Origin of the sequence: Pleomorphovibrio marinus (assembly GCF_003347495.1) — a bacterium.
Lineage (GTDB): Bacteria > Bacteroidota > Bacteroidia > Cytophagales > Cyclobacteriaceae > Pleomorphovibrio > Pleomorphovibrio marinus.
In genome coordinates, this window is record NZ_QCXY01000001.1 from 253,132 (window position 1) to 267,399 (window position 14,268).

Genomic DNA, 14,268 nt, shown 5'->3' on the forward strand with positions numbered 1-14,268 from the left:
GCTGGAGTTTATGGAAATACTTAAGATTAGGCAACAAAAAACATGAAATCAAGCCTGCCTACCCGACAGGCAGGCATGGCGCAAGCGACACACAGAGTATAAAAATTGGCATTTACAGAAATGAAATTAGTTTTCTCGCAGCCCTGCCCTGAGTTTTTTCAGGGTACGGAGCGAATCCGCAACGCTCGCGGCGTGAAATAAAAACTTTTCATCGGATGATTGGCATTGGTTTCATTCACAATTGTTAATATCTTCATCCAGAATAATTTACCTTTTAAATAAGTATACCTATCGCGAATCCCAGCAACATGAACCCAGCAAAACTTGATGCTATCGTCCGTGATCTCAGCAAAAAGAAACATGTCCGAGGTGCTGTTTTCCAATTTGAAACCAACCAACAACGCAACACCTTTGCAACCGGAAACCTCCGGGAAGACTCTCGGTTTTACATTGCCAGTATCAATAAGCTAGTCACCGCAGCCTTGATTTTGCGGCTTGTACGGGATGGAAAGCTCCACTTTGAAGATAGAATCAGCAGACTACTCCCTGAAAAACACTGGAAAAGTATACATGTTTATAAAGGACACGATTACTCAGATAAACTGACGGTGAAGCATCTTCTTTCGCACACTTCCGGACTCCCCTGCTACATTGAGGACAAGATGCCGGATGGCAGTAGGGCCATGGATCTATTCCTTCAGGGAAAAGACCATTGCTGGCCCATGGAGAAGGTAGTAGCCGCGGCAAAGGCTATCGGATCAACATTCCCTCCTGGAGCTGAGGGAAAAGCCCACTATGGGGAAGTCAATTTCAGGATGCTGGATGAAATCCTGTTGGAAAAAACAGGTAAAGAAATCGATCAGTTGGGAAAAGTATTGTTCCAGGAATTGGGCATGGAGCAAACCGCATTTATGCATCAGCTGGCTCCTGACGAGTATGTTCCTATATTCGGAAAAAAAGGAATCCTGAAAATAGATCAGTATGCGGCCAGTACCAAACACGAAATCCTAAGTACGGTGGGGGATTTGATGCTGTTGATCAAGGCCTATTTTGAAGGTGCCTTTTATCCCAAAGAAAGACTGGAGTCCCTCCAAGATTGGAAGAAGATTTTCTTCCCTTTCAAATACGGTGTAGGCATACAGCAATTTTATGTTCCTTGGTTTTTCTCCCCGTTCAAAAAAATCCCACCGCTTATCGGGCACTGTGGATCGGTAGGGTCGGTAGCCTTTAATATCCCTGAAAAGAAAACCTACCTCACAGGTACTGTTAACCTGGCTGGTAATCCCCAAATTGCATTTCAGGCCTTGATCAAGATGCTAAATAACCTATCATAGACAAAATAATTCAAACCTCAGAGGGTTTGGTAGAAGCGATGAAACATCAACGAATCTACCTGTTTTTAAGCATTGGGAAAATAGTGCTTTTGCCCATTCTAAAATAAGGGGTAAAGGCAAGCTCTTTTTAAGCATATTTACAGCCCAACGGAATATACCCTACCAATCATTGAAAAGCCCACCCCACAAACACCCCATAATTAGGCTTAAATACTTTCTCAGGGCCATATTGATCTAGATTGGCGCCTACCCCGAAACTAAAGGCCTCTTTTTTCAAACCTGTACGAAGTTGTAAAAAGCTCCTGGCATGCTGGTTTAAAGAAAAACCATGAATATACATGTATTGAAGCCGGGTGTACAGATCAAAGGTGGTACTAAGTTTTGGTTTGTATTCATAAATCCCGAAAAGCTCTACATTCCTGCTGGAGTTCAGAAAAAACGAAGCAATGGATACTGCTACCCATTCTCTATTGGCAAATGCATGTTGCAACCCCGCCAAGGGGGAAAAGCCTACTTGGTTGTTAACGGTAGTTCCCGCTACCAGCCCGATATTTTTGTAAAAAGTATAATTGACCATTACTGGCATAACTAAATCCAAGTTTTCCATTCCATTACTGTAATCGGTAGAAAAAGTAGAGACACTTAAAAAACCGAATCTGCTTTCCGGGGCAAACTTCTTTGTAACTACCATTTGAAAGAACAACCTGTCATGACCAGCCATCATTTCCACAGGTGTGGGGATTTTTGGTGCTTGGGCAAATAAGCTTATTGGAAGCAGTAAGCTTACCGAAAATATCAGCATGAAGGGGATGGAATGTCTTTCTCTTGTCGGCATAATGTGAATCATTTGTTTCCACAAAGCTCAGGAAACTAGAAAATAAAAGCATTGCCCTATGGCAATGTTTTAAAGTTTTGCCTTTAGTCTACTCAGGGTATAAGGGGTGATTCCAAGGTAACTGGCTACCACTTTATTGGAAAGGCGGTTGAGAATTGTGGGTTGATGCTTCAGGAGCCACTGCACCCTTTCCAAGCTATCCGCTCCCTGAAAATCATAGATACGTCGTTGCGTGGTGATATAAGCCGATTCCATGATATTTCTATACACTTTGTTTACCGCTGCCTCTGTTTCCACCAAGTAATAAAAGTCATCCCTGTGAATACGAAGTACCGTTGTTTTTTCTAAGCTTTGAATGTTTTCAAAAGCTGGAAGCCCTGAAATTAAACTTGTGAAACAAGTGGCAAATTTCCCTTCAAACGCAAAATACCTGGTGTTTTCCACGCCTTCCTTGTTGATGGTAAAAAGTCTCATGCAGCCCGAAATGATGAAATAATTATGTTTACAAACCTCTCCTTCCCTAAGCACATATTCATTCCTTTTAAAGGATCTTTCCTCAAAATAGGGCGAAATTTTCTCTAACACATGCTCATCTGCGTCAGTACGTTTCCGAAAATAGTCTCGAAGTAGCGGGTGCATGGTCTCAATTTGGGAATTTTTTTTGGTAATACCAGATGGTTAATTTTGGAAGAAGGGTTTCAACGGAAATTGCAAATGCTAGCAATATTCTCATACGGTCTGCTTGGCAAGAAATAAAAAAAAGCGTTCTGCAGTTTACCTAATTGGGACACATAGTGCCAAAACCATGGTGACAATTGGATAAAAATGTCGGGAACCTGAGTTTATTTCTATTGAGAAACCTAATGATTAACTCATTAGTTTTGCTTTTCTAGGTCACAAGCTTTAAATTACTCAGGATTTTGTGGTAAGCCAATAAAAAAAGCCTATGCCCCCTTTAAAACCTAGCTTAATCCTCCTTTTAACTATAATTACTTTCTCATCCGGCCTTAAGGCCCAATCAGACAACCCCAGTTTCCTTTTGGGGGTTAATCCCAGTGTTACTGTGGAGCCATTTTATCAAAGGGGTGAGTTTGATGTCAATATTTTCCCGTTAGTGTATCTGAGACCATTGACAGGACGTTTGGACTTGAGGCTGACCAGCATCTTAAACCTTGGTGTCCGCAACGCTGGCAACCAAATCAGCCATGCAGGCCTGGAAATGGCATTGCCCATTTTTCTTTTCACCAATGAAAGTCCAATTTCCACCGGTTTTTTCTTGGCACCCATTTTAAGTTTAACCAGAAACAGACTCGAAAACCATAACAACCTTGGTCTCTGGTTAGAGCCGGGCTACCAATTCAGCATAGCCAAAAAAACCACTTTATCCGTGGGAATCCAGCTCGGAACCACCTTGTTCGATTATGATGAAAGCACCAATGATTGGGGTTCGCATTTCGGTGTTAACGTGATCATTGGAAGGTGGTTCTGAAATACGATCCCATAGAAGAGTGCTAAAAACACCTTTTCCATATTCTGTTTTCACTTCCTTCGATGGGTTAATGCTGCCGTTGAAATTACAAATACAATCAGTTCAATTGAAAGTTATTATCTTGAGACTTTTCCGAATACACAGACTATTACTACAGTAAAATGACCCAAAAAAAGCTCAAAATACGCTGTTGGATAGAAATGGACCAGACCAGGTTTTTTGGGCCTGGAAGAGCCAAATTGCTGGAGTTGATTGCTGAAAAAGGCTCTCTTTCCAAGGCCGCCCAATCCATGAACATGTCCTATAAAAAAGCCTGGGACATGATTAACGACCTGAACAATAGAGGATCCCAGCCATTTGTCCTGCTTCAAAAAGGAGGTAAATTAGGAGGCCACGCAGAACTGACGACATTTGGGTTGGGGTTTTTGAAGAAATACCGACAACTCGACGAAAAGTTGCAAAACCTGTCCAAGGCCCACGAAGAGCTTCTCGACCATTGTTGAGCAGCGGTCAGATTCTGGTTTTATTAATGAAAAACGATATATATATTTGTATATATCGAACTCAGGGCATCATGAAGACCGAATCATTAGTAGTCTATCTTTCAATTGTTTTTTTCATGGTAGGAGGGTTTTCCAATACATTGATTGCCCAAAGAAAGTCACCAATCACCGTGGCAGCAGCGGCTGATCTCCGGTTTGCCATGGATTCCATCGTACAGATTTATCCTGAAAAGCAAAACGTACAGGTCATTTATGGTTCGTCCGGGAAGTTTTTTGAACAAATCACCAAAGGGGCACCCTTTGATATCTATTTTTCCGCAGATATGGACTATCCCAAAAAAATGGAAGAAATGGGAAAAACTGCCTCTAAAATTTATCCTTATGGTATAGGGAGACTGGTACTATGGACAAAGCATCCCAATGACCATCCAATGCAGCTAGAAAAGCTTTCCTCTAATGAGTTCAAAAAAATAGCCATTGCCAATCCCAGGCATGCTCCATATGGGGTGAGGGCAGAAGAAAGCTTACGGCAGCATGGGGTCTATGATGCTTTAAAGTCCAAATTGGTTTTTGGGGAAAACATCTCCCAAGCCGCTCAGTTCGTCAGTAGTGGGGCAGCCGACATAGGCATTATTGCCCTGTCATTGGCGTTATCTCCGAATATGCAACGCATTAACCCTACATACACACTTATATCCGAGGAATCCCACCGACCCCTGTTACAAGGCGCAGTGATCACACAACGAGCCGGTGCCAATATGGAGGCTAAGGCTTTTTTTGAGTTTATCCAAAATGAAAAAGTCAGGGCAATTTTGGATTATTTTGGATTTGAACAACCTTGACCTACATGGACTTTACCCCATTTTGGATATCCATAAAACTTGCGGGAATCACGACATTAGTGTTGTTTTTGTTGGGGGTACCGCTGGCCTACTGGTTGGCATTCAATCCCCGCCGCTATAAGGTGCTCTTAGAGGCTGTGGTAGCATTACCGCTGGTGATTCCTCCTACCGTACTTGGTTTTTATCTGTTGGTAGCATTAAGTCCTGAAAATGGATTGGGTGCATTGTTGGATAGGTATTTTGATCTCCGGTTGGTCTTTACTTTCGAAGGGCTGGTGTTCGCTTCTGTTTTTTACAGCCTTCCATTCATGGTTCAGCCTTTACAGTCGGGATTCAGGTCGGTGCCTGAAACATTGGTGGAGGCTGCTTATTCGCTTGGGAAAAATACCTGGACCACTTTGATACATGTGATTTTGCCAAATATGACTGGATCGCTACTCACCGCAGGGATCCTAACCTTTGCCCACACCATAGGGGAGTTTGGAGTAGTGTTGATGATAGGTGGAAATATACCGGGAGTCACCCAGGTCATTTCCATCAGTATTTATGATGAAGTGGAGGCCATGAATTACGGACTAGCCAATCACTATTCCTTGATACTCTTGGTGTTTTCTTTTCTGATTCTCTGCCTCGTATACCTATTCAACTACCGACAACGAAAAGCAATCAGCCTGCTATGATAAAACTTAATGTCATAAAAAAACTTACCGGAGCCAACGGTCCATTTGAGCTGAACGTAGAGACGGTGGTCAGGAAAGGGGAGTTGCTCACCCTATACGGCCCCTCCGGCGCAGGAAAAACCAGTATCCACCGTATGCTGGCTGGGCTATTGCGACCAGACGGAGGTTTGATAGAAGTGAATGGACAAACATGGTACAGCAGCAACGATAGGATCAACCTAAAAACCAGATTTAGGTCCATTGGGATGGTCTTCCAAGAATATTCCCTTTTTCCGAACATGAGTGTGAGGGGTAACCTGGCTTTTGCGCTGCCTAAGGGAGAAAAGGAAGAATGGATAGATGAAATGTTGGAAATGGTGGGACTCAGCTCCTTGCGCCATGAAAAACCCACCTATCTGTCCGGAGGGCAAAAACAACGTGTGGCCTTGGCCAGAGCACTGGTTAGAAAGCCTCAACTGCTACTCTTGGATGAACCTCTTTCTGCCTTGGACACCACCATGCGCAACAAGTTGCAAGATGACATCTTTGCACTCCATAAGCGACTTAATCTCACCACAGTACTTATATCCCACGATTACCACGAAGTCAAAACGATGTCCGACAGAGTGCTAGTCATCGAAGAAGGTCGGTTAATAAAAGAGGGCATTCCGGAGGATATTTTTTAGTACGTTTCGAATTAGCATTGAAGGAATTGGCTGGTTTTGTGGAGCTGGGCACCTCCATTTAATCAATGGATGGACTGTACCGAAAGATATATCCATAAAAAAACCTGACTTATCCAGCCAGGTTTTAATTGAAGTTACATTTACTTTTTATGCCTTTATTTCCTCTAAGATCCCGTTGAGCGTAGGACTTGGCCTCATGGATTGAATTGCCTTATCCTCATCTGGCCGGAAATACCCACCTATGTCCACAGGGTTACCCTGGGCAGCATTGAGTTCCTCGATAATTTTCCCTTCAAGGCCACTCATTTTCTTTGCTACTGGCTCAAATATTTTCTTTAAATCAGCATCCTTGTCTTGGGTGGCCAACGCCTCCGCCCAATACATGGCCAAATAGAAATGGCTTCCCCTATTGTCCAACTCATTGACTTTACGGGACGGTGATTTGCCGTTTTCAAGGAATTTTGCAGTGGCTTTATCCAATGTCTCCCCTAGCACCTTGGCCCTTTCATTATTGAAGGTGTTCCCCAAGTGCTCCAGAGACACCGCCAATGCCAAAAACTCTCCGAGTGAATCCCACCTGAGGTGACCCTCCTGTACAAACTGCTGCACGTGCTTGGGGGCAGAACCACCCGCACCCGTCTCAAACAATCCTCCACCGTTCATTAAGGGAACGATAGACAGCATCTTAGCACTGGTTCCCAACTCCAGTATTGGAAATAAGTCGGTGAGGTAATCTCTTAACACATTTCCAGTGACAGATATGGTGTCCTTTCCCTCCTTCATCCTTTGCAGGGAAAACTTGGTGGCATCCACTGGGGACATCACATGGATTTTCAATCCAGCAGTGTCGTGGTCTTTAAGGTATTTATCCACTTTTTTGATCAACTCCGCATCATGTGCCCTGTTCTTGTCTAACCAAAATACCGCCGGTGCTCCAGTATCCTTTGCCCTGTTCACCGCAAGTTTTACCCAATCCTGGATGGCTGCGTCTTTTACTTGGCACATTCTCCATATATCCCCCTTTTCCACTTCGTGGGAAAGGATGACATTACCTGATGCATCTACTACCTTCATGGTCCCTGAAGCAGGAACCTCAAAGGTCTTGTCATGGGAACCATATTCCTCGGCTTTTTGGGCCATTAGACCCACATTGGGCACACTTCCCATGGTAGATGGATCAAAGGCACCATGCTTCCTGCAGAAATCTATAGTTTCTTGGTAAACCCCCGCATAGGAACGGTCGGGAATGACCGCCTTAGTGTCTTGCAAGGCATTGTGCTTGTTCCACATCTGGCCGCTACTCCTTATCATAGCAGGCATGGAGGCATCAATGATAACATCACTGGGAACGTGCAGGTTGGTGATACCCTTGTCGGAATTCACCATGGCCAAATCCGGGCTATCTGAATAGCAGGATGCAATGTCATTTTCAATTTCCTTTCTCTTGTCCACTGGTAAATTGTCCAGTCCAGCCACTATATCGCCAAACCCGTTGTTGGCATCTACTCCAAGTTGTTTCAGGACGTCACTGTACTTTTCAAAAACGGGAGCAAAAAAGACTTTCACTGCGTGTCCAAAAATAATAGGGTCAGAGACCTTCATCATGGTGGCCTTGAGGTGAAGGGAAAACAATACCCCCATTTTTTTTGCCTCTTCCTTTTGCTCTTTCAAAAACTGCTGAAGTGCCGAAACACTCATAAAAGCGGCATCCACAACCTCCCCCTCCTGCAGGGCTATGCCCTCTTTCAAAAGGGTCACGTTACCATCCTTATGATGAAGCTCAATTTTAGCTTTAGTAGCTGAGGGGATGGTCAGGGATTTTTCGCTTCCATAAAAATCCCCCCCGTTCATGCTGGAAACATGTGATTGGGATTCCCCGCTCCATTTTCCCATACTATGGGGATTGTTTTTGGCAAACTGCTTTACCGCCTGAGGGGCCCTTCTATCGGAGTTTCCCTCTCTCAATACCGGGTTTACTGCTGAGCCTTTTACTTTGTCATACTTCACCTTAATGGTTTTTTCCTCATCGGTTTTGGCCTCGTCCGGGTAATCAGGTAAGGGGTATCCTTTTCCTTGTAGCTCTTTGATGGCTGCCTTCAGTTGAGGGAGTGAAGCACTTATATTGGGGAGTTTCACGATGTTTGCCTCTGGGGTCTTGGCGATCTCTCCCAGCTCGGCCAGCGCATCCCCTATACGTTGGTCTTCTTTTAGGTATTCCGGAAAGGTGGCAATGATTCTTCCTGAAAGGGAAATATCCCGTGTTTCCACGACCACACCTGCAGAGTCGGAAAATGCCTTGATGATAGGCAGCAAGGAATAGGTGGCCAAAGCCGGTGCCTCATCGGTTAGCGTATAAAGAATTTTTGGGGTTTTGTCACTCATAATTGTATGTTTGTTTGCTGATTTTTCTTCTTCAAAAAACTGTAAATTCCAAATTGTCGGCTAAAATACGCAAAAAAATAGGTTTTCAAAGACCCAACAGTGGAATAGCCCCGTCAATATATATTCAATAAAAGAGGGGAAACTGCGTTTGAAAAATAAATTACGTTAAAGAATTATGCATTTCATTTTCTGGATTTTTGGCCTTTTTTTCTGTCTGGCCAACTCGCCCTCCCCACTTTCCCTCTCTTCTGAAGAAGAGCAACTTCTCGAACTTATCAATGAATACAGGATAAGCCGGGGATTAAGCCAAGTCCCCATTTCCCAGGCACTCACCAAAGTAGCACAGGCACATGCAAAAGACTTGATGTACCACTATAAACAAAGTAACCGTTGCAATATGCATTCCTGGTCTAAGGAAGGCCCCTGGACCGCCTGCTGCTACAGAGACAACCATAAAAACGCCGAGTGCATGTGGGACAAGCCTAAGGAAATAGCCGGCTACGAGAGTCCGGGATATGAAATAGCCTATTGGCATTCCAATGCCGCCACCGCGGGGCAAGCACTGGAGGTTTGGAAAAAAAGCCCGGGGCATCATGCAGTGCTTGCCAATTTGGGCACTTTTAAAGATGCCAACTGGCAGGCAATGGGAATTGGGATTTATAAGGAATATGCAGTGGTGTGGTTTGGGGAGTTGCCGGATGAAATTGAGCAATAAGCCTGGGACATCGGTGATCGGTGATTTGGTGATCGGTGATATGAAATATATTGGTCTGTCTTACCCCCATCACTAGATCACTTCATCACCCCATCATCACATCCCCTTTATCCTTGCAATTTCTTTTTATATGCGGCCATTACTTTAAGAATTTCTTCAGCTTCCCTGTACATTGGCTCTAGGTCTTCCTTTTGGATAAAACCTGCATCCGTCATCATCTCCATCCAGAAGAGGGTCTCGTCGGATTCCTCCACCACTATGCATAGCTTGGCAAAACGTTCCCTTTCTGATCTAGCCCTGCAAACCGCCCTAAAGTTTGCTGCCACGGAGGTGGACGACCTGATCACCTGCTTCCTCACCACCCCCAAAGCATCGCTATAGGGCAACCCTTCTACCGCTTTTATAACTGCTAAAGCCAGCTTTTTTGTTCTATTCCTGAAAATCTCATTAAACTCTACTTGTTTCATAAAAAACTCAATTACGTTTGCACACCCCAAAGATCATCCCATCACAGATCACTACATCACCGAGCCAAAGTGAGTCGCCTGTGCAACTCTAAATTTCACAATGTTTAAAAATTAAATATTTTTTAGCAACTTTCGGGAAATTTTCATCAGATCTTTTTTTTATCCAATTGAAGCACTGTCAGCATGGAAAGCCTGGCTCACCAACAATCGATTTTAACGCAATTTGACAGGGAAATTACGCGTCTAAAACGGGGGCATGGACGGGTGCTTTCTATTTGGGCATTGATCAACTTGGTGGTAGGAATTGGGGTATGCATTTATCTGGGGGGATATACAGAAGGTGGCACCCATTTTTATTTTTGGTCCATGAATGCCAGTTGGGGCTTGGTCAACCAACTGGTGGGCCTCTATATGATCTACCACCATAATCACAAACTCATAAACCCCCTTACCCTGTTGCAGCAGATGGACTATCAAAGACATGCAGAAAAGATGATTTTCTTGAATATAGGGTTGGACTTGTTTTTTATGGGCATTGGGGCTGCTATGTTTATGTATGGGCATACGGCTTTCCCCTTATATCCTGAGTTGTGGCTGGGTTTTGGGGTATCGGTGGTCATCCAGGGAGGTTTTTTAATTTGCCTGGATATGGTGTATTACCGGGGACACAGGGTAAACCTCCGGAAAACCCACCCTATTTGGAAAAAAATCTTGGACGGTATGCTCATAGCTACAGACCAATCGTAATAAATACTATTTGATGCATTTTTAATTATCCTCAGTTGTCACACCTGCCAGACGGTTGGCAAACCGTCCGGAAGGTAGCTTGCCCTGTAACTATAGCCGGGCACCACTCCATGTGTCACCTGCCACATGCCTGACTGCCATGCCTGCGGCAAGTAAACCGTTAGGCAGGCTCGATGATAAATTTGAATGAATGAGTTTACTAACCTACTCCCCTTCACCAATATAAAAATACTCCGATCTACTGGCCTGCTGAAAGCCAAAGTTCGGGTCGAATTTCTTTTCCTTGACTAACCTCTGCTCTTCATCGTAATAAAACCTATAGGCATCCTGGGTGCCCAATTCATTGCTACCCCTTTCCCCTGCCAGCTTGGCCACGAGGAGCTCTTCATTGTACCTATACCTCAAGTATTCTAGCTTGTGATCCTCATTTCCCCTAACTGCCCTCCACCTGGCTGTAATACGGTCAGATTCGTCGTACTCAAAGACCTCCAACTCAGCCCCGTTCTCGAAGGGATATTCTATTTCTATCAGACGGCCATCTTGGTCATAATTATATTGGGCGACCAAGCTTTTTTCCTGATGGGCATTAGTTGTGAACATTCTGTCCAATTGCCCCTCGGAGTTGTATTCATATTCCCTGGTAAATTCCCAGTTGGTGCTGCCGGTGGAATAGGAATAATAATGTGAGGTTTTGATTTTTTTATCCTCGAAATAGTTCAGTCCAATACCAGTGGTGTCCTTCTCATTGTTTTTGAGAACATGGTAAGTGATTTCCTCATTTTCTAGATAAAAAATCTCCCTAATAGCTTGAACATTATCTGTACTTCCCCCATAGGTGACCACTCTATGCAACTCACCAGTTGGCCACTCCAGGGGCATTGAAAAAACTTCCTGTAGTTTGTCCTCCGGTAAAAGGTTCAATCGCTCCTCATCATCGGTAAGGTTGCACGCCGGGCAAAGGAGAAGGAGAAAATAAAACAGTCTTTGACGCATAGTTGAACCGTAGAAATGGCAATGGACATCCGTTGTTGATACGGGATTTAATGGTCTGGTGACCTTAATCTTATACTATAAGGACGGCACCAAAATAGGAAAAGTTTTCTTTTTGACGGATAGAAAGGCAAGTGCCGTTAGGCACGGCCGATTTGCCCGGCACATGGATTAGGGTCGGAAACATTCCGGGGGACATGACACAACATCGAAGGATGGCCATTCCAGGCGGATTGAATCATCTCCGGCAAAAATCAGACGTCCCTATGGGACTGAAAAAAACCACATTTCATAATATACTGCATCATTCGTGCCTATCGACACTGTCGGGGTTTAGTGGCCAAGCTCCCATTTACACATTTCACAATTCTTAACTCCTATTAATATTTTTTAAAAGCAAAGCTTATCTCAAATTATTTAGTTTTACCCTCATTATTGGCTTTAATAGTTGGTATAACCTAAGAATCAAAGAAATGTGGGTAATAATAATTCAGCGTGAAAAAAATGTGGCTGCCAGTTACCAAAGAGGATGGGACAAAGCCCTCAAAACATTGGAGGAAGAAAAGGCATCCTAAAATGGAGCCGGAAAACAAGCTATCTTTTTTTTGAAAATAACGTAAATAAGCATATCGGTTGCAACATCCTTGAAATCGTTAAGCATGAAATCGAGCATGAAGGGAACCTCACAAGAAGGGATGATTATCAAAGCGAGATTTCTCCGAAGCGAGTCCCCCGAAACAAGTTCGGGGCAGGCAGGGGCAGGCTATAAGACCGCTGAAAAGACAATTATAATCATATGAAATCGAGCATGACGCAAGCGACGCACGGAGGGATGATTATCATGGCGAGATTCCATGTGGCCATTGAAAAGAAAATATAAACACATGAAATGGAAACCTGTAGTTCTTTCCTTACTCTTATTTTTCCTTATTGGTTCAACCCATTCCCAACATTTATCCCAAACAATTTTTGAACTTTCGGGCCTCTATGGTGGAATTTCCACCATAGATATCAGCGTTGACAATGTCATTCTTACAATGGATGGCCGCGGGAAAATTATTTCTTTTGATGTATTGGAGGGAGGAGAGTATGACTACTTCTTTAACGATGTTTTTGGGAACAGAAACGGCAAAATCAAATCTATAGGGGGAGTGGAAATCGATTATTTTACTAATGATATTTTCGGAAATAGAACTGGAAAATTAATGTCAATTGGTGATTTGAAAATAGATTATTGGACGAACGATATCATGGGGGACCGAGAAGGGAAGCTGAAATCCATTGGCGATGTTGGGATTGATTACTGGACCAATGATATCATCGGAAATCGGGACGGAAAATTAAAATCTATTGGGGATATCAAAATCGATTATTTCACTAACGACATCTTTAACATAAGAGAGGGAAAAGTCAAATCAATTGGTGATATTACCATTTCTTACTGGACGAATGATCTCAATGGCCGTAATGGTCTTATTAGGTCAATAGAAGGTCATTCACCTGAGGTTTTTGTGACCATACAATGAAATAACGCTTATTTTCAAAACACCTTTTATCTATAAAACGCTATTAGAAGTAGTTCTGGTAGGAAGCTCATGGGCTTAAGGATACGCTAAGACCATGGATTGAACAGTCCTAGTGTAGAAAATTGCATCTGAACCAAAAATTTACACTATATTCAAGTTTCATCGATTATCAATAAAACCCAAAACGGATGAATAGAAGAAAGTTTGTTCACAGGACAGCAATAGGAGCCCTTGGCATTGGGGCTCTGGGAAATGGTACCATTGCCAAAGCCATGTCCCCCTTACCCCAAACCGACCGAAAAGTGGAACTAGCCATCGCCACCATTACCTGTGACGGATTTGGAGACGAGGATTTTAAATACGCCTTCGAAATCATTCCCCAGCTCCCTTTCAAAAACGTGGAGTTCAACTGTTGGTACGCAAGAAACCTCACCCCAACAGGAATACAACGCATCAAGGAACGCTCCAAGCGCCATGATCTCACTCCAATATGCGTACAGGGCACCTCCTTCGGTGCGGAAGGGAATATCATCAAGGACGTGACCCATAAACTGTGGAACATGGAGGCTGCCAAACAGCTCGGCTGCCGAAGGGTGAAGTTCACTGGTGCAGGCAGGGGCAAAGAAGGAGGGTTGGATGCGGTCATTAATGTACTTAAAGAATTGAAACCCGCCGCAGAGGAGATGGATGTGCTGGTATTGGTGGAAAACCATGCCAACAACAATATCGAGTTCATAGAAGATTACGAGCGGATATTTGAGGCTGTGGACTCCACACATGTGGGGATGTGCATGGACAATGCCCATTTTGACGGATCCAGGGTGGATCTAATGGAAGTGGTGGACAAATTTCATAAGAAAATACTACATATAGACCTTAAAGACACCGAACAAAAAGGAGTACACAAGGTGGTAAACTATGGCGAAGGAGTGACCGATAATGACGCGGTGGTGGAAGCCATGCTTGAACATGGTTATGAAGGCTATCTATTAATAGAAATGGCTCCTCCCAGAAACCGCGAAACCCTGGTGGAAGACCTGAACAGAGCCTACCATCTCTTTGAACACTATCAACTTTAAACATCCAAATACTC

General features: G+C 43.7%; 15 protein-coding genes. 10 read left to right on the plus strand and 5 right to left on the minus strand.

Annotation, left to right across the window (positions count from 1 at the left end; all coding sequences use genetic code 11):
• Positions 1–308 precede the first annotated feature (308 nt).
• Positions 309–1,334, plus strand: coding sequence for a serine hydrolase domain-containing protein (locus DB520_RS01080; RefSeq protein WP_114747823.1), 1,026 nt, complete (start codon positions 309–311; stop codon positions 1,332–1,334).
• 166 nt (positions 1,335–1,500) lie between these two features.
• Here the strand turns inward: DB520_RS01080 and DB520_RS01085 are convergent, their stop codons facing one another.
• The gene (locus DB520_RS01085; RefSeq protein ID WP_198675211.1) at positions 1,501–2,169 is read right to left on the minus strand and encodes a hypothetical protein; all 669 of its coding nucleotides are present in this window, start codon (positions 2,167–2,169) and stop codon (positions 1,501–1,503) included.
• A gap of 69 nt (positions 2,170–2,238) precedes the next feature.
• Entirely contained in the window at positions 2,239–2,808 is a 570-nt protein-coding gene (locus DB520_RS01090; protein ID WP_114747824.1) for a Crp/Fnr family transcriptional regulator, read from the minus strand.
• 307 nt (positions 2,809–3,115) lie between these two features.
• Between DB520_RS01090 and DB520_RS01095 the strand changes: the two genes are divergently transcribed.
• The 5 genes from DB520_RS01095 to DB520_RS01115 all read left to right on the plus strand — a co-directional run bounded on the left by DB520_RS01095 (position 3,116) and on the right by DB520_RS01115 (position 6,348).
• The gene (locus DB520_RS01095) at positions 3,116–3,658 is read left to right on the plus strand and encodes a hypothetical protein (protein WP_114747825.1); all 543 of its coding nucleotides are present in this window, start codon (positions 3,116–3,118) and stop codon (positions 3,656–3,658) included.
• Between the two features lie 161 nt (positions 3,659–3,819).
• Positions 3,820–4,161, plus strand: coding sequence for a winged helix-turn-helix domain-containing protein (locus DB520_RS01100; RefSeq protein WP_114747826.1), 342 nt, complete (start codon positions 3,820–3,822; stop codon positions 4,159–4,161).
• A 71-nt stretch (positions 4,162–4,232) separates the two neighbouring features.
• Positions 4,233–5,003 carry a molybdate ABC transporter substrate-binding protein gene (gene modA, locus DB520_RS01105; RefSeq protein WP_114747827.1) on the plus strand — a complete coding sequence of 257 codons (771 nt, stop codon included), beginning with the start codon at positions 4,233–4,235 and terminating at the stop codon, positions 5,001–5,003.
• 5 nt (positions 5,004–5,008) lie between these two features.
• Positions 5,009–5,683 carry a molybdate ABC transporter permease subunit gene (gene modB, locus DB520_RS01110; protein WP_114748719.1) on the plus strand — a complete coding sequence of 225 codons (675 nt, stop codon included), beginning with the start codon at positions 5,009–5,011 and terminating at the stop codon, positions 5,681–5,683.
• On the plus strand, positions 5,680–6,348 hold the full coding sequence (locus tag DB520_RS01115; RefSeq protein WP_114747828.1) for an ABC transporter ATP-binding protein: 669 nt from the start codon (positions 5,680–5,682) through the stop codon (positions 6,346–6,348). The genes modB and DB520_RS01115 overlap by 4 nt, the downstream gene beginning before the upstream one ends.
• Before the next feature lie 147 nt (positions 6,349–6,495).
• On the opposite strand, the gene DB520_RS01120 is transcribed toward DB520_RS01115, so the two are convergent.
• A complete protein-coding gene (locus DB520_RS01120; protein ID WP_114747829.1) occupies positions 6,496–8,730 on the minus strand; it encodes an NADP-dependent isocitrate dehydrogenase in 2,235 nt (744 codons plus the stop codon).
• A 175-nt stretch (positions 8,731–8,905) separates the two neighbouring features.
• Here DB520_RS01120 and DB520_RS01125 point away from each other — a divergent pair, with 175 nt between their 5' ends.
• Positions 8,906–9,445 carry a CAP domain-containing protein gene (locus DB520_RS01125; protein WP_114747830.1) on the plus strand — a complete coding sequence of 180 codons (540 nt, stop codon included), beginning with the start codon at positions 8,906–8,908 and terminating at the stop codon, positions 9,443–9,445.
• Positions 9,446–9,552: 107 nt separating this feature from the next.
• On the opposite strand, the gene DB520_RS01130 is transcribed toward DB520_RS01125, so the two are convergent.
• Positions 9,553–9,912: a four helix bundle protein gene (locus DB520_RS01130; protein ID WP_114747831.1), complete on the minus strand. Its 360-nt coding sequence runs from the start codon at positions 9,910–9,912 to the stop codon at positions 9,553–9,555.
• Positions 9,913–10,095: 183 nt separating this feature from the next.
• On the opposite strand from DB520_RS01130, the gene DB520_RS01135 reads away from it, so the two are divergent.
• Positions 10,096–10,659, plus strand: a complete 564-nt coding sequence (locus DB520_RS01135) for a DUF6992 family protein (RefSeq protein ID WP_114747832.1) — start codon at positions 10,096–10,098, stop codon at positions 10,657–10,659.
• 204 nt (positions 10,660–10,863) lie between these two features.
• Here the strand turns inward: DB520_RS01135 and DB520_RS01140 are convergent, their stop codons facing one another.
• Positions 10,864–11,652 carry an RHS repeat domain-containing protein gene (locus tag DB520_RS01140; RefSeq protein ID WP_114747833.1) on the minus strand — a complete coding sequence of 263 codons (789 nt, stop codon included), beginning with the start codon at positions 11,650–11,652 and terminating at the stop codon, positions 10,864–10,866.
• Positions 11,653–12,533: 881 nt separating this feature from the next.
• Here DB520_RS01140 and DB520_RS01145 point away from each other — a divergent pair.
• Both DB520_RS01145 and DB520_RS01150 read left to right on the plus strand, forming a co-directional pair.
• The gene (locus DB520_RS01145) at positions 12,534–13,175 is read left to right on the plus strand and encodes a hypothetical protein (protein WP_114747834.1); all 642 of its coding nucleotides are present in this window, start codon (positions 12,534–12,536) and stop codon (positions 13,173–13,175) included.
• A gap of 188 nt (positions 13,176–13,363) precedes the next feature.
• Positions 13,364–14,254 carry a sugar phosphate isomerase/epimerase family protein gene (locus DB520_RS01150; protein WP_232834786.1) on the plus strand — a complete coding sequence of 297 codons (891 nt, stop codon included), beginning with the start codon at positions 13,364–13,366 and terminating at the stop codon, positions 14,252–14,254.
• Positions 14,255–14,268: the final 14 nt, after the last annotated feature.

Bases quoted from the DNA above. Each gene is read 5' to 3' on its own strand.
- DB520_RS01080 (WP_114747823.1), top strand. From the start codon at position 309: ATGAACCCAGCAAAACTTGATGCTATCGTCCGTGATCTCAGCAAAAAG.
- DB520_RS01085 (WP_198675211.1), bottom strand. From the start codon at position 2,169: ATGCCGACAAGAGAAAGACATTCCATCCCCTTCATGCTGATATTTTCG.
- DB520_RS01090 (WP_114747824.1), bottom strand. From the start codon at position 2,808: ATGCACCCGCTACTTCGAGACTATTTTCGGAAACGTACTGACGCAGAT.
- DB520_RS01095 (WP_114747825.1), top strand. From the start codon at position 3,116: ATGCCCCCTTTAAAACCTAGCTTAATCCTCCTTTTAACTATAATTACT.
- DB520_RS01100 (WP_114747826.1), top strand. From the start codon at position 3,820: ATGACCCAAAAAAAGCTCAAAATACGCTGTTGGATAGAAATGGACCAG.
- modA (WP_114747827.1), top strand. From the start codon at position 4,233: ATGAAGACCGAATCATTAGTAGTCTATCTTTCAATTGTTTTTTTCATG.
- modB (WP_114748719.1), top strand. From the start codon at position 5,009: ATGGACTTTACCCCATTTTGGATATCCATAAAACTTGCGGGAATCACG.
- DB520_RS01115 (WP_114747828.1), top strand. From the start codon at position 5,680: ATGATAAAACTTAATGTCATAAAAAAACTTACCGGAGCCAACGGTCCA.
- DB520_RS01120 (WP_114747829.1), bottom strand. From the start codon at position 8,730: ATGAGTGACAAAACCCCAAAAATTCTTTATACGCTAACCGATGAGGCA.
- DB520_RS01125 (WP_114747830.1), top strand. From the start codon at position 8,906: ATGCATTTCATTTTCTGGATTTTTGGCCTTTTTTTCTGTCTGGCCAAC.
- DB520_RS01130 (WP_114747831.1), bottom strand. From the start codon at position 9,912: ATGAAACAAGTAGAGTTTAATGAGATTTTCAGGAATAGAACAAAAAAG.
- DB520_RS01135 (WP_114747832.1), top strand. From the start codon at position 10,096: ATGGAAAGCCTGGCTCACCAACAATCGATTTTAACGCAATTTGACAGG.
- DB520_RS01140 (WP_114747833.1), bottom strand. From the start codon at position 11,652: ATGCGTCAAAGACTGTTTTATTTTCTCCTTCTCCTTTGCCCGGCGTGC.
- DB520_RS01145 (WP_114747834.1), top strand. From the start codon at position 12,534: ATGAAATGGAAACCTGTAGTTCTTTCCTTACTCTTATTTTTCCTTATT.
- DB520_RS01150 (WP_232834786.1), top strand. From the start codon at position 13,364: ATGAATAGAAGAAAGTTTGTTCACAGGACAGCAATAGGAGCCCTTGGC.